The organism is Formosa haliotis, assembly GCF_001685485.1.
Lineage (GTDB): Bacteria > Bacteroidota > Bacteroidia > Flavobacteriales > Flavobacteriaceae > Formosa > Formosa haliotis.
On the sequence record NZ_BDEL01000001.1, the window covers coordinates 4018404 to 4039596 of the forward strand.

The following is a 21193-nucleotide window of genomic DNA, read 5'->3' on the forward strand; positions in this document are numbered from 1 at the left end:
CCCTAGAGGATGCTTTTTTTTTTGCCTTATATTTTTTGAATAAAATCTACAATAGTATTAATTAATTCTGGAGATAAAGGTCTTGCAGATTCGTTATAGGATTTGGTGTTTTCAAGAGGGTCGCCACTTTCAATGGGCACTAAAACATGGTTCATTTTATCGATGATAACTAATTGAGCTAATGGAACAGCGGTTTTTAATCGTTCGGCTTCTGTTACGCTAACTTGCAAATCTTCTGTGCCATTTACTATTAATATAGGCATGTTTAATGTTTTAAGTTCTTCTTCAGGATTGTAACTCATCCAATTGGCAAAAAATGGTTGCATGTCTATATTAAATATAGATTCTAGAGCAGCTGGATAATCTGTGGTTGTTTCGCCTACTTTAAGCTTGGCAAATACTTTCTTGGAATCTTCTATATAATTTGGAGCATTGACAGAAATTTGATCAATAATTATGTTATCTATGGTTTGTGCAGGTCCCGCTACTGATATATATCCGTCGGCTTTATCTTTGGCTATCAACATACCTATTAAACTACCTTGACTATGGCCAATAACAATAATATGTTTATAAGCGTTTTTAGATTTAAAGTAGTCTAATACAGCTTGTGCGTCCGACACGAAGTCGTCAAATAAAATAGTCTTGTCAATGTTTCGCATTTTAATTTGCTTCACAATGCGTTTGTCGAACCTAAAAGAGGCTATGTTGTGAATAGCAAGTTGCTCGGCCAACTTTTTAAGAGAATTATTTTTTAAAAAGTTTTGATTACCATTTCTATCAGTCGGACCAGATCCTCCAATTAAAATGACAAGATTGGGATTGTCTGCATTTAAGGGAGTAAGTAAAGTACCATCTATAAGATTGGTAATAGATAAATCTTCGGAATTAAATTTTTGATCTTGTGCAAATCCAATAAGCGAAAAAACACAAATTATACAAGTTAAGATGGACTTCATAGTGGATGATTTTTAATAAATTTTGACGTATTACGTTGCTATCAAATGTACATTAAAAGTATTAGATATATAATTGATCTTGCCGTTATATTAAGAATTACAATTGGTTTTTAGTCGGTTTTTACTGTTTTTAGTCGATTTTTGTTAAAATTTAGTGCATTTCGTCGAAAAATAGAGTAGTTAAACAGTTTAGCTCGTGGTTAATTTTATCTTTGAATTGTACTAAAAAATATTTTAGTTAATGGATTAATTAATTAATGTTTGCATTATGTTGTTGATACTGGATTCCCAAATCTAACTACATTATAAAAAAGTGCAAATAGTAAGAAACCGAGGTTGAGGGACCTCGGTTTTTTTATTTTATAATAGTTCGAAACGTCAGATTTATACGTTTGCCAATATCTTTTTTTGTTTTAGGAAGTTGATGCAACCAATGGGTTTGTGTGCCTTTTTTCATAAGTAAAAGACTGCCGTGTTTTAGTACGAGTTTTTGTTTTAACTCTGGGTTTTCTTTATGTTTAAAATGAAAAATGCGTTCTGCCCCAAAAGATACCGATGCGATAATAGGATCGGGGCCCAATTCTTTTTCGTTATCGGCATGCCAACCATTACTATCTTGTCCGTTGCGATATAAATTACATAAACAGGTTGTAAAAAGATGGGCACTTTCAGTTTCAATCTTCAATTTAATTTCTAATAGCGTCTTATTAAAAGGATGAGGGTGCATGGTAATTCCTGAATACGAATAAGTCTTATTGTTATCGGCAAACAATGCAGTTAGGCGAGGTTGCAAATGTGTTTTTCCGAACAAAGTTATTTCATCCTGTTGCCAATCTACATTTTTTAATAACGTATTGTAATATTGATTAGCTTCGGAAATATTGAAAAATGAAGGATAATAAATCACTTCAGCATCTTTCATTTGTAAAGAAATAGGATTGTTATCGGACAGCATAACTAGAGTGTTATATACGAATAAGCCCAATACATAAGAATAAATTGTAAAGGGATACGTAAAATTAATACCCATTTAGGAATACCTGCACCTGTTTTTTCGTTTTTCAGCATATAAAAATGAACGAGTAAAAAGACCAAGAGCATGGCTATGAGTCCGTAAATCGAAATTGTTTTTAAAGCGGGAATGCAAATGCAAATACCTAAAACAATTTCGAAAGCGCCACTCAATTTTACTAAGAACTTGGGGTTTGGTAAATAATCGGGTATAATACGTAGATAGGTTTTTGGTTTTATAAAATGTAAAATACCAGCAACGATATATAAAAAGGACATAACATATAAATGCCAAGGATATAACATAGAGAAAATTATTTTCTCTAAATTAGCCTTTAATGTTGTTGCTATGAAATTTAAAGTTGCCTTTTTCTTATTCCTTATTAGTTTTTGTGGGTTTTCGCAATTACCAAAGGGGTTTGTATATATAAATGATGTCTCGCCAAGTATTCAATTAGAGTTGCGCTATTGTACTGCTTATAATTTTGTGGGCGAGCCTATATATGGCTATCATAACGCCGTTGGTATAGTAACCAAAGAAACTGCAGTTGCCCTAAAAGCGGTTCAGGAGGAGTTAAAAGCACAGAACCTATCGCTTAAAATTTACGATGCTTATCGACCGCAAGAAGCCGTAAACCATTTTATTGCTTGGGCTAAAAATGTAAATGATACTTTGATGAAACCTCAGTTTTATCCTGACATTAATAAAAGGTATTTGTTTAGAGATGGTTATATCGCATCGCGTTCTCGACACAGTAGTGGGAGTACGGTAGATTTAACGATTGTACATGCAGATACTGGAGAAAATTTAGATATGGGTTCGCCTTTCGACTTTTTTGGAGAACCATCTTGGGGGTCTTTTGTAAAGTTAAGTAAGGACCAAAAAGCAAATAGAATGTTACTGCAACATGTTATGCAAAAACATGGCTTTAGAAGTTATAGTAAAGAATGGTGGCATTTTACCTTAAGAAATGAACCTTTTAAAAATCAATATTTTAATTTTCCTGTCGAATAAAATTTAGTTTAATACCAACGTTTCTTGTTCTTTTTAGAACCTTCAGACTTTCGTCCTTTTTTGTGTTTACTTCCACCTTGTTTTTTATGAACTTCAGGTTTTGCTTTCGGATCTAATGGATAGGGATGATTTTCCTCAACAGCAATTTCTTTTTGAATTAGTTGCTGAATAGATTTTATATATGTTTTCTCGTCTGCAGAACAAAACGAATACGACATTCCTGTATTTCCAGCACGACCTGTACGGCCTATTCTGTGCACGTAGGTTTCAGGAATATTTGGAATATCGAAATTAATAACAGCATCTAAATCGTCTATATCTATTCCTCTAGCAGCAACATCGGTAGCAATTAAAATGTTAGCCCCATTATCTTTAAAATTGTTTAAAGCGGCTTGTCTATCGCTTTGTGTTTTATCGCCATGAAAACTCTCTACCTTAAATCCGTTTTTAATTAAAGTCTTTTCTAATTTATCGACACCAAATTTGGTACGTCTAAAAATTAGCATATTTCCTGTAATGGTGTTTCGTAACAAATGTAAACACAATTCGATTTTTTTAGGTTTCGGAACATAAAACAGTAATTGCGAAACACTTTTAGCAGCAGAAGATGTAGGTGAAACTTCTACACGTTCTGGCGATTTTAAAATGGTATTGGCAAGCTGCTCTACCTTAAAAGGCATGGTAGCCGAAAACAATAAAATTTGTTTCTCTCTAGAACACAGACGTTCAATTTTTTTAACATCGTCTATAAACCCCATGTCTAACATAAGGTCTGCCTCGTCTAGTACCAAGGTTTCTACAAAATCTAAGTTTACTACATCTTGTTTGTGTAAATCTAATAACCTTCCTGGGGTTGCAATTAAAATATCAACTCCTTTTTTTAAGACCTCTATTTGTGGCTCTATTGAAGCACCACCAAACACAACCGTGCTTTTTAAATTGGTGTATTTACTATAGTTTTTAAAATTTTCTTCTATTTGAATGGCTAATTCTCGTGTCGGACTTATAACCAAAGCTTTTATCTTCTTACCCCGTTTAGGAGCGTCTTGATTATCGAATAATAATTGAAGTATAGGTAAAGCAAAGGCCGCTGTTTTTCCCGTTCCGGTTTGTGCAGAAGTAATAACATCTTTCCCTTCTAAAACAAAAGGAATAGTTTTTTCTTGAACCAAAGTTGGTTCGTTATAACCCGATTCTGCAATGGCACGTAAAAGCGGTCTGTTAAGTTGTAAATCTTTAAACGACATGATGTAATTGAATAAGAATTGATGCAAAGATAGTGTAAAAGCTATGAGAAATGGCTTCTTTGAGAGTTTACTAAATTTTGAACCCTGTTTTAAGTTAAAAACCGAAGAAGGAATTACTTAAATGATAGTATAAATTAATAAACTCTCTGTTTGATTGCAGTCAAGATATCTTGTTGTCGTCATGCCGAACTTGTTTCGGTTTCGCATCAAATTTGTAATTTAAATAAAGTGATGAGACCCTGAAATAAATTCAGGGTGACGCGTAATTTTAATATTGATATCGGGTATTTTGGTGAGTTTTTTAATGAAAAGCATGAAGGTATATTTCTGCAGGCTAGATGCTGTCATAATATCTTGTTTTCGTCATGCCGAACTTGTTTCGGTATCGCATCAAATTTGTAATTTAAATAAAGGAATGAGACCCTGAAATAAATTCAGGGTGACGCGTAATTTTAATATTGATATCGGGTATTTTGGTGAGTTTTTTAATGAAAAGCATGAAGGTATATTTCTGCAGGCTAGATGCTGTCATAATATCTTGTTTTCGTCATGCCGAACTTGTTTCGGTATCGCATCAAATTTGTAATTTAAATAAAGGAATGAGACCCTGAAATAAATTCAGGGTGACGTGCAACTTTAATAATGATTACGGATATTAAGGTGAGTTTTTTAATGAAAAGCTTGAACGTATGTTTTTGCAGGCTGAATGCTGTCAAAATATCTTGTTTTCGTCATGCCGAACTTGTTTCGGTATCTCATTCAATTTATAACTTAAATAAAGTGATGAGACCCTGAAATAAATTCAGAGTGACGCGTAATTTTAATAAAGATTTCGGGTATTACGGTGAGTTTTTTAATGAAAAGCTTGAACGTATGTTTTTGCAGGCTGAATGCTGTCAAAATATCTTGTTTTCATCATGCCGAACTTGTTTACGTATCTCATTCAATTTATAACTTAAATAAAGTGATGAGACCCTGAAATAAATTCAGGATGACGCGTAATTTTAATATTGGTTTCGGGTATTAAGGTGAATGTTTTAATGAAAAACTTGAACGTATTTTTCTGTAGATTTTTTTAAGTTTTCAGATAAACCTTTAAGCCAAGTTAGTTGGTTATAAATTAAATGCGCTTCTTGTAAATCGTTAAGTAAATTCTTGTCGATTTTAGTTTTGCCTTTTTCAATTTCTTTATTTCGTTTTCTCGATAACTTCTGGAAATTAAAAAGTAAATTATTTTCCGCCTCGGTAATTTCAGCTTCAATATTTAGAGGCTTAAATTCCTCATGGTTTAAAAGCGCTAAGGTATAATCTAAATTGTTTTTTATGTGATTGATAATAACATCAAAAGGTTTAGAAGCATCGGTGGTGTTATGGTGCTGAATAAAACTTCCTAATGATGCTATAGCCGACAAAAAGGTGTGGTTTAAGGTTACAATTTTATAAATTAAATCAAGTTCCCTCTGTTTCGATTTTGGGTCTTGAGTCATGCGCTGAAACGCGGCATTAAGGTTTCCTATGGCTAAGAAAGCTTCTTTTCTATGCACTTTATAATTCAGCTTATTGGTGTTTTTATCGTGATATAATTTTTGAGTCGCTAATAAATAGATGGTATTGTTTTTAATTACCGATTCGATAACTTCATTCAAGTTGCGATATTCCCAATTAGGCCATAAAAAATACGTTGCAGAGAGGGAAAGTAAGGCACCTATTAAGGTATCTATTACGCGATATTTTATAACAGACATGGCATTAGGATCCATTAAAGCGTAAACAAAAATAATGTAGGTGGTTATAAAAGCAGCACCCACTCTATAATTCTGTTGAATTAATGAAAAGGCTAATATTAAGGAAAAAATGGCTAAAACGGCATAAACTACGGGATTTGTAGTAAGCATAATAATGGCTATGGCAAAGGCTGCACCAACCAAGGTTCCTATAATCCTGTTTTTGGTGCGTTCCTTGGTTAAACCATAATTAGGACGCATAATTACAATAATGGTTAGAATAATCCAGTAGGCATTTCTAATTTCAAAAAAGTGACCTAGAAAAAAAGCCAATAACACAGAAATTGTTAAACGTAAAGTATGTCTGAAAATAGGTGATTTAAAACTGATGTTTTCAAAGAAAATGGAAGGCGAATATTCTTGATAGGTAATAAATTGTGCCGCCTCTGTACTCTTTAATTTTAATTTTGAGGCATCTTTAACATTGGCCATTACACGTCGAATAGACCTTATTTCTTGTAGTAATTTTTCCTGATAATCGTACAAATTATGAAGCATCATTGCGCCTTCTCTTGCCTTAGGAAGTTGTACGTCGTCTACATAATGTTTAATCCCTTTAGAAGCTTTATTTAGGGCTTTAAGAAGTTTGTTTTTTGGAGGGATCTTATTCCCTTTTATAATCGATTCCGATAACATTAGCAAGTGGTTCCCCATAACTTTATTTAACGTTATAAAGGGTTTTAAATGCTGTTTTCGTTCGCTAAATATGTTACTAAGTTTTACATAATCTAAATTGTTGGCAATGGCCAATTCAAAAATATCGACCAAGGAAATAAAAATAAGCAAGCGTTTCTCATCGAAATGTGATCTACCAGAACGTTTACGCTCGGTGAGTAGCATTTCTCGAAGGGTTTCATGCTTTTCGCTGATTTGAGATTGTAATTGAAATAATTCGTGCAGCAGCTTGTCTCTGTTCGTTTTTTTAGAGATTAGTTTTGCTCGAATTTTGAGGTAGTTCCCAGTGAGTTGTAAGGTTTCTGAAAGGACCTGATCTTCATCTTTTTTTGGAATCACCCAATGAAAAAATAAGGAAAACAATAAATACCAGAGTCCGCCACAACCTATTAAAACGGAATGAATAATAATATCTGCGCCGGTTTCTTTTTGTACCCCTAGAGCAATAACCATGGCTAAAAGACCGGAAAAAGCGATTAAGGATCCGCGAAATCCATAAGCAGAAAAGAAGGAGATGAAAAACGTGATTACCGTAATAACAATGGCTAAAATGGTAAAGTACGGTTTCGCAAATAGCACGATACACGTGGTAATCATGGTAATTACTATGCTTAAAAGAATACCGTTAATTTTACGCCTTAAACTTCCAGGAATATCACTCGGGGCATTTAAAAATACACCTATAGCTACGGAAGGGGCAAAGGCCCATAAATCGAGGTAATAAAAACTTATTAGAGGGATTAGAATGGAAACCGTGAGAATTAAACCGCGGTAAAAATTAGATCCTTTAAAGAATAATTCGATGGATTTTAAATAGTCTTTTATCATGAGCTGTATTCATGGACAAAGATACTCTAAAAGGTGCTATACCTTGAAATAATAACTAATGTTTTACGTACTCAATTTTTCTGAAACGCAGGGCATTCCAATCTTGATTAAGTTCGAGTTGGCGAACAGGCTGCAGTCGATAATCCATTAATTCATCCCAAGCCTCGTCCTTGTATAATTCTACAATATCTTCTTTAGACGTTTCATTTGGGTAAGCAATCCAGAGTATAGAATCGCCAGTGAGTTTTGGAAACAGCGTTAACATTTCGTTTATAAGCTGCTTTTTAGACGTAATAAATAACAACGCACAAGATACACTAGAGGTTTTTAGGAGCGAGCCTAATACGTTACAGTCTAAATTCCCGATAAGCTCATTAAAAGCTTCAGGTTCGTTTAACACAAGGATTTCATTGTGTTTGTCGAGTTTTAATTTTTGAATAAGCGTTTTCATAACCTTTAAACTACTGTTGACTTAAAGTTATGAAAAATTAAACGGATAGCCTAATCAATTAAGCATCTGTTTGAATGGTTTTAAAAGGCTTATCGTTTGTCGATATGTGGCGATTTATCTGGAACTACTTCGGTAACAAAGTGCTTGCTATCTCCCCATATAAATAAGGTTTTATAGCGTTCTACATAAGTAAGCTTTACATACTGTCCTTGAAGCTCGTTAAGTTTTTCAATAACTTCCTGATCGTCGTCCATTACTGAAAATGAAAAAATTTGAGCGCCACTAATTCCTTGACTAATCTCACCTTCCCAAGTTTTAAAAATCATGCCTTTTTGGCTAATTTTAATTAATTCGCCTGCCCTTGTTCCGGTACTATATGGCACATAATAAATAAAGGCAAAATAGGCTGCTGTTAAAAGCGATAGACCTAATAATACTAAAAGTATGGTTTTTTTCATGGAGGTAAAATATGCTTATATGGAGACAAATTTAGTGAATTAATTTATCTTTTAGATTGTAAATTACATGAAAAACAAACGGTGGTTTTCGGTTCGTTTATTATATTTATAGGGTATATGCTAAGGAGAAATATAAACGTTAAAACAGTAAGAATAGGCCAAGTATTTACTATAGGGACACCTGTGGTATATGGATTTTCTGCCTTACATTTTCCGAAGTCCCACGCAATTATTAAAAGAGGTGGTGTTCCTAATTATTTAAGTTTGGTGGGCGTAAAAGTAAAAGTGTTGGAGGTTAATCGAACTCAAAACTGTACATGCGAAGTTGTTTTACAACGCTGCGACGGGACCAAATTTTTTAGGGTTTTAACTAAAATTAAGGCAAACTTGAATGAAGCTATAGCAAAAAAAGAATTATATTAAAGTAAGATAATCTCTAAAATAATAAGCCCTCACTAAAACAATTTAATGAGGGCTTTTTTATGGAATTAAGTATTTTAATTTACTTAATCATTTCGTAACTACGTTTTATAAATTTAGTAAGTTCTTCTCCTTTTAATAAACCTTGAGATAAACGTGCTAAATCTAAACTTTGTGTAATCAATCGTGTTTGCTCGTCTTTAGCTTCTGTATTTAAAATATCAGACACTAATGGAGCGTTGGTATTCACTATAAGATTGTACATTTCTGGCATGCTACCAAACATTTGCATACCGCCGCCGCCAGTTTGTTGCATTTCTTTCATTCTACGCATAAATTCTGGTTGCGTAATAATAAATGGTGTCGCATCGCTATCTGAAGCTTCTAATTGTACCATGAATTTTTCTGAAGGAATAGCCGCCTTTAAAACCTCTTCTAAAGTTTTCTTCTCGTCATCACTTAATTTAGAAATTTGAGTGTCTTCTTTTTTAATTAGGTTGTTAATATGATCGGCATCAACTCTAGAGAATGTAATGTTTTCTTTAGATCCTTCTAGTTTTTGCATTAAATGCGATACTATAGGAGAGTCTAACAATAACACTTCGTAACCTTTAGCTTTGGCATCTTCTATATAACTGTGTTGCGTTTCTTTATCTGAAGCATATAAAATAACAAGCTTACCATCTTTATCGGTTTGTGCGTCTTTTATTTTTTCAGTTAACTCAGCATACGTATAATATTTACCATCTACAGTAGGGTATAAAGCAAAGGCATCTGCTTTTTCGAAGAATTTTTCTTCAGAAAGCATACCGTATTCAATAACAATTTTAATGTCATTCCATTTTGCTTCAAAATCTTCGCGGTTTTCATTGAAAAGCGATTTTAATTTATCGGCTACTTTTCTAGTGATGTAAGAAGAGATTTTCTTAACAGCACCATCGGCTTGTAAATAACTACGAGATACATTAAGTGGAATATCTGGAGAATCTATGACACCACGAAGCATAGTTAAAAATTCTGGAACTATACCCTCAACATTATCTGTTACATAAACTTGGTTTTGGTATAGTTGAATTTTATCCTTCTGCATGTTCATATCGTTTGTCATCTTAGGGAAATATAAGATTCCAGTAAGATTAAACGGATAATCTACATTTAAATGAATGTGGAATAAAGGCTCTTCGAATTGCATTGGATACAACTCGCGGTAAAAGTTTTGATAATCTTCAGTCTCTAATTCCGATGGTTGTTTTGTCCAAGCCGGATTAGGATTGTTTATAATATTATCAACAGTAATTTTACGTTGAGGTTCTTTGGTTTCTTTACCGTCTTTATCTGTAATTGTAGCAGGTTCATGAGAAGGATCGTCTATCTCCTTAGTTCCAAATTTAATTGGAATAGGCATGAACTTGTTGTATTTGTTTAATAAAGTACTAATACGAGATTCTTCTAAAAATTCTGTAGAGTCGTCTGCAATATGAAGAATAATTTCTGTTCCGCGCTCTGTTTTATCTGCAGACTCTAAAGTAAATTCAGGAGATCCGTCGCAAGTCCAATGTGCAGCTGGTTCGTCTTTATACGATTTCGTGATGATTTCAACCTTTTCTGCAACCATAAAGGCTGAGTAAAAACCAAGACCAAAATGACCAATAATTCCTGAATCTTTAGCCGAATCCTTGTATTTGTCTAAAAACTCTTCAGCTCCAGAGAAAGCCACTTGGTTGATGTATTTTTCAACTTCCTCGGCAGTCATACCTATACCTTGATCGATGATATGAAGTTTTTTACCTTCTTTATCAATCTTTACTTCTAGCATTGGGTTACCGTACTCTACAGTCGCTTCACCAATACTTGTTAAATGTTTTAATTTTAACGTAGCGTCAGTTCCGTTACTAATTAATTCACGTAAAAATATTTCGTGATCGCTATATAGGAACTTTTTAATTAATGGAAAGATATTTTCTACCGAAACATTAATACTTCCTTTTGTCATAATATATATGTTTTTATTATTGATTTTAATCTGTGTAGTTAATAGTCAAAAAAATACCAAGGATGAAAAAGTGACAAAGTGACACAGCTGTTATTAAAAAATGCCATTCAAGTTGAATGGCATTTTTTAGTAATAATTTATTCGAAATATATTTTAGTTATTTGGTTTCTTCAACCTCCGCTTTATTTTTAACATAGGTTTCTAGCCATTGATCCTGCTCCCAAAGCATATGGAATATAGATTCTTTTGCCGAGTAGCCATGACTTTCGCGTGGTAACATGACTAAACGTACAGGAGCTCCTAGTCCTTTTAAAGCGTTAAAATAGCGCTCGCTTTGTAAAGGGTAGGTACCCGAATTATTGTCGGCTTCCCCATGAATTAATAGCAAGGGCGTTTTCATTTTATCGGCATTCATAAAAGGTGACATGTTGTAATAAATTTCTGGAGCGTCCCAATAATTACGCTCTTCACTCTGAAAGCCGAATGGAGTTAAGGTTCTGTTATAGGCTCCCGATCTTGCAATTCCTGCTGCAAACAAATTAGAATGCGATAATAAATTAGCCGTCATAAAAGCACCATAACTATGTCCGCCAACAGCCACACGGTCTCTGTCTATATAACCCAAATCGTCTACAGCATCAATAGCAGCTTTTGCATTGGCTACCAATTGTGTTCTAAAGGTATCGTTAGGTTGTTCGTCTCCTTCTCCAATTATTGGAAACGCAGCATCATCTAAAACCACATAGCCTCGAGTTACCCAATAAATAGGGGAACCGTAATACGGATAGGTGAATTCGTTAGCATTCGACGTGTTTTGTCCGGCGCTATTTTTATCTTTAAATTCTCTTGGGTAGGCCCACATTATCATCGGGTATTTTTTTCCCGCTTCATAATCTGTAGGTAAGTAGAGTGTCCCTGTTAAATCTAATCCGTCGTCTCGCTTATAAGAAATAACTTCCTTTTTTACATTTTGGATACTTTTAAACGGATTCTCAAACTCAGTTAATGGTTTTAAGCCATTACGCTTATTAATGTTTCTTATATAATAATTAGGATATTCGTTTTTAGATTCTATACGCACCACGTACTCACCAGCTTTAGCATTTAAAGCCATAGATATGCTTTCTACTTGGTCTGTAAGCTTAGATTGATAAAGACGTTTTGTTTTGTTGGTGCTTAAATTGAGTTCGTCTACAAAAGGAAATTTTCCGGCATCGCTATAGCCATCTCCAATTAAGTAGGCAGAATTTTTGTTTAGGTCTAATATCGATTCGTTAAACTCGTTTTTTGTAGAAACAAATCGCCCGGGATCGCTATATCGATCTTGATAGTTGCGGTCGAAAATTATTTTAACTTTTTCAGATGGTGCAGATGGGTTAAACACATAGGTTCTCGTGTTTCGTGTATTCCACCAATAATCGTAGGCGATGGCAAGCTTGTCGTTACCCCAAGTAATACCTCTAAAACGGTCTTTGGTTTTTAGTAGAGAAGTTACCTTTCCGTTAAATGGCGCATCTTGTTGAAAGATCTCGTCGCGAAAAGGAACATCAACAGCAGGATCTCCGCCATCTAAAGCTTCGGCCCAATACAGAGTTGCTGGTTTATCGCTACGCCAATCTAGGTCTCGCTTTCCTGTGCGTTCGGCCATAAAACCTTTAGGAAGATCTTCTATTAACGGCACTTGTAATACAGACTTTACAACGTCACCTTGATCGGTATATACAATAGATTCTGATGGAAATCTGTAATACGGAACTAAATACGAAAATGGTTTTTCTATAGTGGTAAGCATGACGTATTGACCATCTGGAGAAAATGAAATTCCACGATACATATTTGCCGATTTCCAAAGTGTAGATTTTCCATCCAATTCGATTTTATATAATTCAGATTGTGCTAATTGTTCAAAATTATGTTCGTCGTTTTTATTTTTCAATAAATCTTGGTAAGTTCTATTTTGGGCTTTTACTCCAGCCTCACTAACCGATATGGTAGGTCCGGTTGGTATGGCCTCGGTCGTGTTTATTAAAGCCTGGCGTTTTGCAGGTAAAACTTTTACCAATACAGCCTTGCTGTCTTTAAACCAAGTTACCGGATTTCCCATATTGGCATTTAAATTAGCCTGGCTTAATTTTGTTACCGATGCCTCTGCAATGTTTAAGATCCATAATTCTACACCTGTGCTTGTTGTGTTTGTAAAAGACATGTATGCTTCGTTTGGCGACCATGTAAAATTAGCATAACGCCCTTGTTTAGGTAAGCCTGTAATGGTTTTAGGAGTTCCGTCTTGTCTTGAGCTTAGTTTAATATCTGTATAAAATCTGGTACGACTTCCTATGTTGGTAACAGGGTTAATTCGTAATCCACCCAAACGAAGTTCGGTTTCCGAGAGTTCTTCAATTGTTTTATAGCTACTTCTATAAAGTAAAACAATATGTTCTCCGCTATCATCTATTCGAATGCTAGGCGCTAAAGGAGCTTCGGCCAATTCTAAAATGTTTTTGTGCGGTTTTTGGTACGTTAAATGTTCTTGAGAAAACATAGTGTTTACTAGAAGAAGTAAAAGGAGCGTGCAAAGCTGTTTCATAGGCGATTTTGAAATTTTAATTTATTTTTTGAGCTTGAATATACTAAAAAATAAAATTGTGGTTAATAGGAAAGGCTTATAGCGTCGTTGAAAAGAAGCTTTTATAACATTTTATTTAGATTTAAAAAAATCAAAAATATGTAACTTTGCAGCCCTTTTATTAATAATTAGATTATCTTAAACCTGAAAATAGAGGTAAATATGTACAATTCTAAAATAATAGGTCTTGGGTATTATGTACCGGACCATGTGGTAAGCAACGACGATTTGTCTAAACTAATGGATACGAACGATGCTTGGATCCAGGAGCGAACAGGAATAAAGGAACGCAGATGGGTAAAACCAGGATCGGAAGATACAACTTCGGTGATGGGTGTTAAAGCGGCTAAAATTGCTATAGAACGCGCTGGAATAGATAAGGATGAAATCGATTTTATAGTGTTTGCTACGTTAAGTCCAGATTATTACTTTCCAGGTCCAGGGGTACAAGTACAAGAAGCTTTAGGGATTAAAACTGTTGGAGCTTTAGATGTAAGAAACCAATGTTCTGGTTTTATTTATGGGTTGTCTGTAGCCGACCAGTTTATAAAAACAGGTATGTATAAGAATGTATTGGTAATTGGAAGTGAGTTACATTCTAAAGGTTTAGATAAGACCACACGCGGACGTAGTGTTTCTGTAATTTTTGGTGATGGAGCAGGGGCCGCTGTTTTAAGTAGAACCGAAGACAATTCTAAAGGCGTTTTATCTACACATTTACATTCTGAAGGCGAGCATGCTAAAGAACTTGCTTTAACAGCGCCAGGAATGGGAACGCGTTGGGTGGATGATATTTTAAGAGAAAACGATCCTAAAGATGAAAGTTATTTTCCGCACATGAACGGACAGTTTGTATTTAAAAATGCTGTAGTACGTTTTAGTGAAGTGATTATGGAAGGGTTAATGAAAAATAATTTAGATAAAAAGGACATAGATATTTTAATTCCGCATCAAGCGAATTTACGTATAGCACAATTTATTCAGAAGAAATTTGGATTGAACGACGACCAAGTATTTAATAATATTATGAAATACGGAAATACCACAGCGGCTTCAATCCCGATTGCTTTAACAGAAGCTTGGGAACAAGGAAAAATTAAAGAAGGAGATACTGTTGTTTTAGCAGCCTTTGGTAGTGGATTTACTTGGGGAAGTGCTATTATTAAATGGTAATGTTTCTAAAATAAACGATAAAGAAAAAGCCGAAACATATGTTTCGGCTTTTTGAATTTTGTGCTAAAAATCAATTCTAAAAACTAACATAGCTCACGAATACTGATTTTGGTAAGAAGACTAATTCAAAAGTAAAATGCTATTCGGTGAATGTCGTTATTTAAAGGTAACGAAAAAGCTTAACGTGTATTGTGTTGATTTTCAGTATTTATGAAATTTTAACACAATTAACACAATATTTAGAATCCCAAAAGTTAAAACCTTTGGGATTCTGTGTTAATTATCGCATTCTCTAATACTAACCATCAAAATATTTCGAATAGATTTTTAACACGTTTTATATAAATCCGCCACCACTAGATTTTTCATTTCGATCTCGATTTTTTCGCGATAAAGCTTTATAAGAGTTGCCTCCAAAGCGATACGATAAACCAACATACCAAGTATTACTTTCCCAATTAAATTGCCCGGTAGCAGGGAATGGAGTGTTTTGGTCGAATTCAAATTTCATCGAATTAAAAATGTCATTGTAATTAAAACTAAAGGTAGCAGCATCGTTTAAGAACGAGTATTGCAAACCGGTATTAACCATAATCATAGGTTTTGTTTGAAATTGTATGCTTTTTTGTGCGCCACGATACATTCCGAATAAAGAAAAATTAAGTCGTTTGGTAGCTTTAAATGTATTGTTCATTCTAAAATTCCATACCAAATTATCAACCTCTATTTCTGTTAATTCGATGTCGTCTGGGGTAGGAATTTCATTATCAGAAGTATTTAAAATTTCGGTTATTCCAGATTGTGTTTGGCCGTATAAATCGAAGCTTGCATTAAAATTCCACCAAGGTGTAGGTTTGTAGTTACTCGATAATTCAATCCCATAAGCCGAAGTGTTATCAAAATTATCATAGGTTAAAATCACTTTGTTTAAATCGTTTCTGTCAATATAAACGGCACGATTAATTTCATCTTCAATAAATCGATAGAATACGCCTCCGGTAATTGTTCCTTTACCAAGTTTTCTTGTGTAATTAAGTTCAACCGAATTTGTAAATTGAGGTTGTAAAGCGGTATTTCCGTAAGAAGAAATTCGCGGTGTGCTCCATTCGCGAATAGGATTCACCTGACTTAAGCCTGGTCTGTCTACACGACGACTGGCACTAAATTGATAGGTGTTTTTTTCTGATGGGTTATAAGTGATAAATGCAGATGGGTATACTTGAAAATAATCATTAGAAAACGGAATGCTCTCTGTGGTGTTTTCGTTAGAATTTAAAGCATTAGCATCTTCTGCAACTTGCTCGAAGCGCGCTCCTGCTTGGTAACTCCATTTTTCGTAGGTTTTACTATAGGTAATATAAGCCGAATAAATATCTCTAGTATAATCGAAATCTGTACTTGGGGTTGGATTTAAATCCCCATTGCCGTCGAAAGAATAACCCGTAGATTCATAATCTATTTGTGTGTTGTATAATCGGGCCTCTGCACCCAGTTCTAACTTGGCTTTTTCGCTTAACGGGTTTACATAATCTACGTTAATGGTTGTCTGTGTACGGTCTGTTTCAACATGGTCTTTGTAATTAGGAGAATTTTCAATATTTACAAATCCGAATGCCGCATCTTCGGTCTGCCCGAAATCGTTATAATCTATTTCAATATCTAATTTCTCGCCTTCTTTTTTAAACTCATGTTTGTAAGCTAAATTATATTGCGACGATAAATTGTCGGTTAGGCTATTAAAGGTTTGAAATTGCGTGTCTTGCGAAGGAAAAACAATATCGGTAGTTCCGTCGCCCTTGCCGTCGTATACATTCTGATTGGTGAAAAATGAAATCGTATTATTGTCATTCATATAAAAATCGATTCCAACTTTGTATAAATGTGATTTGTTATTGTTGTTGAAATTGAAGATTTGATGGGTTAAATCGTCTAAACGGTCTATAGTACCGTAATTTTTATTCTTACCGGTATTGTTTCCGTAATTTCCATAAATATTGAATTTTCCGTTTCGGTAATTTAAATCTATAGAGCTATTAAATTTAGCGTTGTATTCGTGAGATAGGCCTAAATTAATATTCCCGTTAAAACCGATATTCGTGTTTTTATGTAGGATGATGTTTATAATTCCGCTCATACCTTCGGGATTGTATTTAGCCGACGGATTAGTAATAAGTTCAATACTTTTTATGGAGGTAGATGGAATTTGTTTTAGTAATTGAGCCACCGGCACATTAGATAGTTTACCATCTACCATTACACGTACATTTGCGTTACCACGCATGCTTATGTTTCCCGTTTGTTGGTCTACACTTACAGACGGAAGATTATTCATAATGTCTGATGCTGTTGGGCCAACGGTAGTTAAATCTTTCCCGATGTTAATGACTTTGCGGTCTACTTTTTGTTGAATAGTTGTGACTTCTGCTACAACCGTAACCTCGTCTAATTGCGATACATCTTCGGTAAGATTTATATCGCCTAAATTAATATTGCTTTTGTTTTTAGAGAAGCTAACCGTTTTGGTTTCTCTTTTAAAACCTACATATTGAATTACGACTTGTAGTTTTTTTAACGGAAGATCTGTAACACTAAAAAGGCCATTATCGTCGGTTATGCTTCCCGTGAGGGTCGAGCCATCAAGGTTTTTAATAACTACTGTAACATAGGGTAAGGGTTGGTTTAAATTTGCGTCTAAAACACGACCGGTTAAAGTGGCAGTTTTTAAAAGGTTGGGGGCAGAGTTTTGTGCCTTAATTATTAAAGAAAATAATAGTAAGACGATGGTTAATGTCTTTTTCATTTTGATTGATGATTTTGATTGATGATTTGATGATTGTTATTAGATAGACTGTTAACTTTGAGAATTGTTACAAAAATAGAATTAATAATACCTATTTAACATGATGAGTAAGAAAACATTAGTGATTGGAGCATCCTTAAATCCGATGCGGTATTCGCATATGGCGATACAGAAGTTGGTAAATTATAAACATGAAACTGTTGCATTTGGCTTAAGGGTTGGCGAGGTTTCGGGAGTGGCAATCGATACCGAATTAATACCTTATAAAGGAATAGATACGGTAACATTATATTTAAATCCGAAACGCCAAGAGCAGTACTACGATTATATTATTGGTTTAAAACCAAAGCGCGTTATATTTAATCCGGGAACAGAAAATCCTGAATTTTATAAGAAATTGGAAGCCCATGGTATTGCTACCGAAGTGGCGTGTACTTTAGTTTTGTTGTCTACGAATCAATACTAAACCAAGAAAAGTTAATAGTCCGTTTAATATTAAAATAAAAAACCCAAATTCAAATCCGAACCATTTTAAGCTATTTACGCTAATAAAATAGGATAGAATAGGGGAAAGCACAGCGATTACCGGAACCAATTTGTCTTTAATTTGCCAATTTGTAAACAGTCCGAAACTATATAGTCCTAATAAAGGGCCGTAGGTATAACCAGCAAAAACAAACAGTTTAGCAATAACACTTTCGTCTTTAATAATATATTTAAAGGTAATAATAACAAGAATTAATAAGATTGAAATAAAAACGTGAATTCGTTTTCTAATGGCTACTTGTTTGGCTTGGTCGTACTTTTTTTCAATATCTAAAATATCAATACTAAAAGATGTTGTTAGCGAGGTTAATGCACTATCTGCGCTACTATAAGCTGCGGCGATTAAACCGAGAAGAAAGAAAATAAAAACTCCGGTCCCTAGATGATGCTTGGCAAGAATAGGAAATAAATCATCTTTATGCGCATCAATACCATTTTGTTGTGCATAAACCGTTAGTAAAAGGCCTAAGCTTAGAAAAACAAAATTAGTGATGGTTAAAACTATGGTGAACCAAAACATATTTTTTGAGAATCTTTCAGCGTCTTACAGGTTAGGTTTTTTTGCATCATATCTTGGTCTAAGCCAGTCATTACAATCGCTATAAATGCTCCAGAGATAAACTGTTTCCAGAAATAATTAGCAGTTTTAATGTCGTCGAAAAAGAACATTTGAGATAAATCGCTATCTAGAACAAAGTTTAAGGCCGATTTTCCGCCTAAATCTAGATCCTGACTTACCGAATAAATAGCGACTCCAACAGCGGTAAGCATAAATAATGTTTGTAAAGTATCTGTCCAAACAATAGTTTTTATTCCAGATTTAAAGGTGTATAACCAAATGAGTAAAACAGTAATGGTAACGGTTTGCCAGAATTGAATTCCTAAATCATCAAATAAAATAATTTGTAACACATTGGCTACTAAGAATAACCTGAAACTAGCACCTACAATTCTTGATATTAAAAAGAAAGAAGCCCCCGTTTTGTAGGAATAATTTCCGAAGCGTTCTTCTAAATAGGTATATATAGATGTTAAATTTAGTTTATAATATAATGGGAGTAAAACCGTGCCTATCACTAAATAACCTACAATATACCCAAAAACAACTTGCATATAGCTAAACTGTGAGGCTTCAACCCAGCCAGGAACCGAAATAAAAGTGACTCCAGAAAGCGAAGCCCCGATCATTCCAAAAGCGACCACATACCATGGCGATTGCTTGTTTCCTTTAAAAAAAGTATTGTTATCACCTTTTTTGCCAGTGATGTAAGAAATTAAAATAAGGACGCCAAAATAGGCAGTAATTAGTAAAATAATTTGGGTAGCGCTCATAACTAAGTTTTCGCAGACCAAAATACAAATTACAAACGTATAAGAACAAATCTTAAAACTAAAATTGTAAATTTGAAGCCTTATGGAATTTTCTTCAAAATTATTAGAAAAAGCGGTAAACGAAATGTCGCAATTACCGGGGGTAGGGAAGCGTACCGCCTTACGATTGGTTTTACATTTATTACGTCAGCCAGAATCGCAAACCGTACAATTGGCACAAGCCTTGTTAAAAATGCGTACAGAGATTAAATTTTGTAAATCGTGTAATAATATTAGCGATAATATTCTTTGTGAAATTTGTTCGAACCCAAGACGAAATGAAGAAATTATTTGCGTGGTTGAAGATATTCGCGATGTTATGGCTATTGAAAATACCAGTTCGTTTAAAGGGTTATATCATGTATTGGGAGGTAAAATATCGCCAATGGATGGTATTGGTCCTCACGATTTAAATATTATGCCATTAGTAAATAAGGTAAAAGAAGGGCGTGTAAAAGAACTTATTTTTGCCTTGAGCCCGACAATGGAAGGCGATACGACTAACTTCTATATTTATAAACAAATTCAAGGTCTCGATGTGGTTACCTCTACAATTGCTCGAGGTATATCGGTTGGAGACGAATTGGAATATGCCGATGAGATTACCTTGGGACGTAGTATTTTAAATCGGATTCCTTTTGAAGGATCTTTAAAATCTTAAGAGACTTGAAGCTCTCTGTAATTATATTAAACTACAATGTGCGCTATTTTTTAGAGGTCTGTCTAAAAAGTGTAGTTGCAGCCATTCAAAATATCGATGCAGAAATTATTGTAGTCGATAATCAATCGTCAGACGATAGTTGTACTATGGTTAAAACGTTGTTTCCAGAAGTTAACCTTATAGAAAACAAGGAGAATTTCGGATTTTCAAAGGGAAATAATATTGGCGTTTCTCAGGCAAAAGGAGCATATGTTTGTATTTTAAATCCAGACACTGTAGTGGCAGAAGACACTTTCGAAAAACTTTTAAAATTTGCAGACATACAACCTAAGCTAGGAGCAGTTGGCTGTAAATTAATCGATGGTACCGGTGGGTTTTTACCAGAAAGTAAACGAAATATTCCCACCCCAAAAGTGGCTTTAAAAAAGATTTTAGGTCAAGACGAGTTGTATTATGCCAATGGCTTAAATGAACATAGTACCGGAGAAGTTGAGGTTTTAGTAGGCGCCTTTATGCTTATAAAACGAGAGGTTTATCTTGCTGTAAATGGTTTCGATGAGGATTACTTTATGTATGGCGAAGATGTCGATTTGTCTTATAAAATATTGAAAGCAGGATTTAAAAATTACTATTTTGGAGATACTACTGTCATTCATTTTAAAGGGGAAAGTACCTTGCGAGATAAGGAATATGCCAAACGTTTTAATGGTTCTATGCAAATTTTTTATAGAAAACATTTCAAAAATAATGTGCTTGTAGAACAATTGGTTGGCTTGGGTATTAAAGGGTTAACCGTTTTAAATCTTCAACCTAAAATAGAAAACAGAGTAGTGAAATCGGTAGTTCTAATTTCAAAAAAACAAAATATAAACTTGAATGTAGCTTTGGGTTGTAAGGTGCAGTTAAAACCTAAAATGGAAATTGTAGAAGATCATCAGCAATATATTTTAGATAATAACTGGTTGACGTTTAAGGAGATTATACAAATACTAGAACAGTACAAAACGAATAAAACCTTAACCTTTAGAATTCTTTCCAAACAATCTAATTTTATTCTTGGGAGTGATAATACAGTATCTAAAGGAATTGTAGTTCATTTTTAGTACATTTGTGTCAAATTTGAATGATTAAATTAAGAAATGTTTATTGACTATAATTTATGGAAATAGATTTTT

Annotated in this window: 16 protein-coding genes and 1 pseudogene; 6 read left to right on the plus strand and 11 right to left on the minus strand. The window is 34.1% G+C overall.

Annotated elements, in window-relative coordinates:
- Positions 1-26: 26 nt before the first annotated feature.
- The 3 genes from A9D35_RS17000 to A9D35_RS17010 form a co-directional block, all read right to left on the minus strand.
- Positions 27-959, minus strand: a complete 933-nt coding sequence (locus tag A9D35_RS17000; RefSeq protein ID WP_066225233.1) for an alpha/beta hydrolase — start codon at positions 957-959, stop codon at positions 27-29.
- A 355-nt stretch (positions 960-1314) separates the two neighbouring features.
- On the minus strand, positions 1315-1914 hold the full coding sequence (locus tag A9D35_RS17005; protein ID WP_066225236.1) for an alpha-ketoglutarate-dependent dioxygenase AlkB family protein: 600 nt from the start codon (positions 1912-1914) through the stop codon (positions 1315-1317).
- A gap of 2 nt (positions 1915-1916) precedes the next feature.
- Positions 1917-2276: a DoxX family protein gene (locus A9D35_RS17010; RefSeq protein WP_066225237.1), complete on the minus strand. Its 360-nt coding sequence runs from the start codon at positions 2274-2276 to the stop codon at positions 1917-1919.
- 43 nt (positions 2277-2319) lie between these two features.
- Between A9D35_RS17010 and A9D35_RS17015 the strand changes: the two genes are divergently transcribed.
- Positions 2320-2985 carry a M15 family metallopeptidase gene (locus A9D35_RS17015; RefSeq protein WP_083191742.1) on the plus strand — a complete coding sequence of 222 codons (666 nt, stop codon included), beginning with the start codon at positions 2320-2322 and terminating at the stop codon, positions 2983-2985.
- Between the two features lie 8 nt (positions 2986-2993).
- On the opposite strand, the gene A9D35_RS17020 is transcribed toward A9D35_RS17015, so the two are convergent.
- From A9D35_RS17020 to A9D35_RS17035, 4 genes are all read right to left on the minus strand, one after another.
- Positions 2994-4232, minus strand: coding sequence for a DEAD/DEAH box helicase (locus A9D35_RS17020; protein ID WP_066225238.1), 1239 nt, complete (start codon positions 4230-4232; stop codon positions 2994-2996).
- Between the two features lie 1037 nt (positions 4233-5269).
- The gene (locus A9D35_RS17025) at positions 5270-7519 is read right to left on the minus strand and encodes an FUSC family protein (RefSeq protein ID WP_235817919.1); all 2250 of its coding nucleotides are present in this window, start codon (positions 7517-7519) and stop codon (positions 5270-5272) included.
- 55 nt (positions 7520-7574) lie between these two features.
- The gene (locus A9D35_RS17030) at positions 7575-7970 is read right to left on the minus strand and encodes a hypothetical protein (RefSeq protein WP_066225241.1); all 396 of its coding nucleotides are present in this window, start codon (positions 7968-7970) and stop codon (positions 7575-7577) included.
- Positions 7971-8059: 89 nt separating this feature from the next.
- Positions 8060-8428 (minus strand): 6-phosphogluconate dehydrogenase, encoded by a 369-nt coding sequence (locus A9D35_RS17035; RefSeq protein ID WP_066225242.1) that lies wholly within the window; start codon positions 8426-8428, stop codon positions 8060-8062.
- A 117-nt stretch (positions 8429-8545) separates the two neighbouring features.
- On the opposite strand from A9D35_RS17035, the gene A9D35_RS17040 reads away from it, so the two are divergent.
- A complete protein-coding gene (locus A9D35_RS17040) occupies positions 8546-8851 on the plus strand; it encodes a hypothetical protein (protein ID WP_141675571.1) in 306 nt (101 codons plus the stop codon).
- A gap of 79 nt (positions 8852-8930) precedes the next feature.
- Here the strand turns inward: A9D35_RS17040 and htpG are convergent, their stop codons facing one another.
- Positions 8931-10841: a molecular chaperone HtpG gene (gene htpG / locus A9D35_RS17045; RefSeq protein ID WP_066225246.1), complete on the minus strand. Its 1911-nt coding sequence runs from the start codon at positions 10839-10841 to the stop codon at positions 8931-8933.
- Positions 10842-10998: 157 nt separating this feature from the next.
- Positions 10999-13428, minus strand: coding sequence for an alpha/beta hydrolase family protein (locus A9D35_RS17050; RefSeq protein WP_066225249.1), 2430 nt, complete (start codon positions 13426-13428; stop codon positions 10999-11001).
- A 201-nt stretch (positions 13429-13629) separates the two neighbouring features.
- Here A9D35_RS17050 and A9D35_RS17055 point away from each other — a divergent pair, with 201 nt between their 5' ends.
- A complete protein-coding gene (locus A9D35_RS17055; RefSeq protein WP_066225251.1) occupies positions 13630-14640 on the plus strand; it encodes a 3-oxoacyl-ACP synthase III family protein in 1011 nt (336 codons plus the stop codon).
- Positions 14641-14977: 337 nt separating this feature from the next.
- Here the strand turns inward: A9D35_RS17055 and A9D35_RS17060 are convergent, their stop codons facing one another.
- A complete protein-coding gene (locus A9D35_RS17060) occupies positions 14978-17440 on the minus strand; it encodes a TonB-dependent receptor (RefSeq protein WP_066225253.1) in 2463 nt (820 codons plus the stop codon).
- 103 nt (positions 17441-17543) lie between these two features.
- Between A9D35_RS17060 and A9D35_RS17065 the strand changes: the two genes are divergently transcribed.
- Positions 17544-17906 (plus strand): CoA-binding protein, encoded by a 363-nt coding sequence (locus A9D35_RS17065; RefSeq protein ID WP_066225255.1) that lies wholly within the window; start codon positions 17544-17546, stop codon positions 17904-17906.
- On the opposite strand, the pseudogene A9D35_RS17070 reads toward A9D35_RS17065, so the two are convergent.
- Positions 17877-19318, minus strand: a pseudogene (locus tag A9D35_RS17070) (sodium:solute symporter). The gene A9D35_RS17065 and the pseudogene A9D35_RS17070 overlap by 30 nt on opposite strands.
- A gap of 82 nt (positions 19319-19400) precedes the next feature.
- Between A9D35_RS17070 and recR the strand changes: the two are divergent.
- Both recR and A9D35_RS17080 read left to right on the plus strand, forming a co-directional pair.
- Positions 19401-20018: a recombination mediator RecR gene (gene recR / locus A9D35_RS17075; RefSeq protein WP_066225256.1), complete on the plus strand. Its 618-nt coding sequence runs from the start codon at positions 19401-19403 to the stop codon at positions 20016-20018.
- 5 nt (positions 20019-20023) lie between these two features.
- The gene (locus A9D35_RS17080) at positions 20024-21121 is read left to right on the plus strand and encodes a glycosyltransferase family 2 protein (RefSeq protein ID WP_066225257.1); all 1098 of its coding nucleotides are present in this window, start codon (positions 20024-20026) and stop codon (positions 21119-21121) included.
- Positions 21122-21193: the final 72 nt, after the last annotated feature.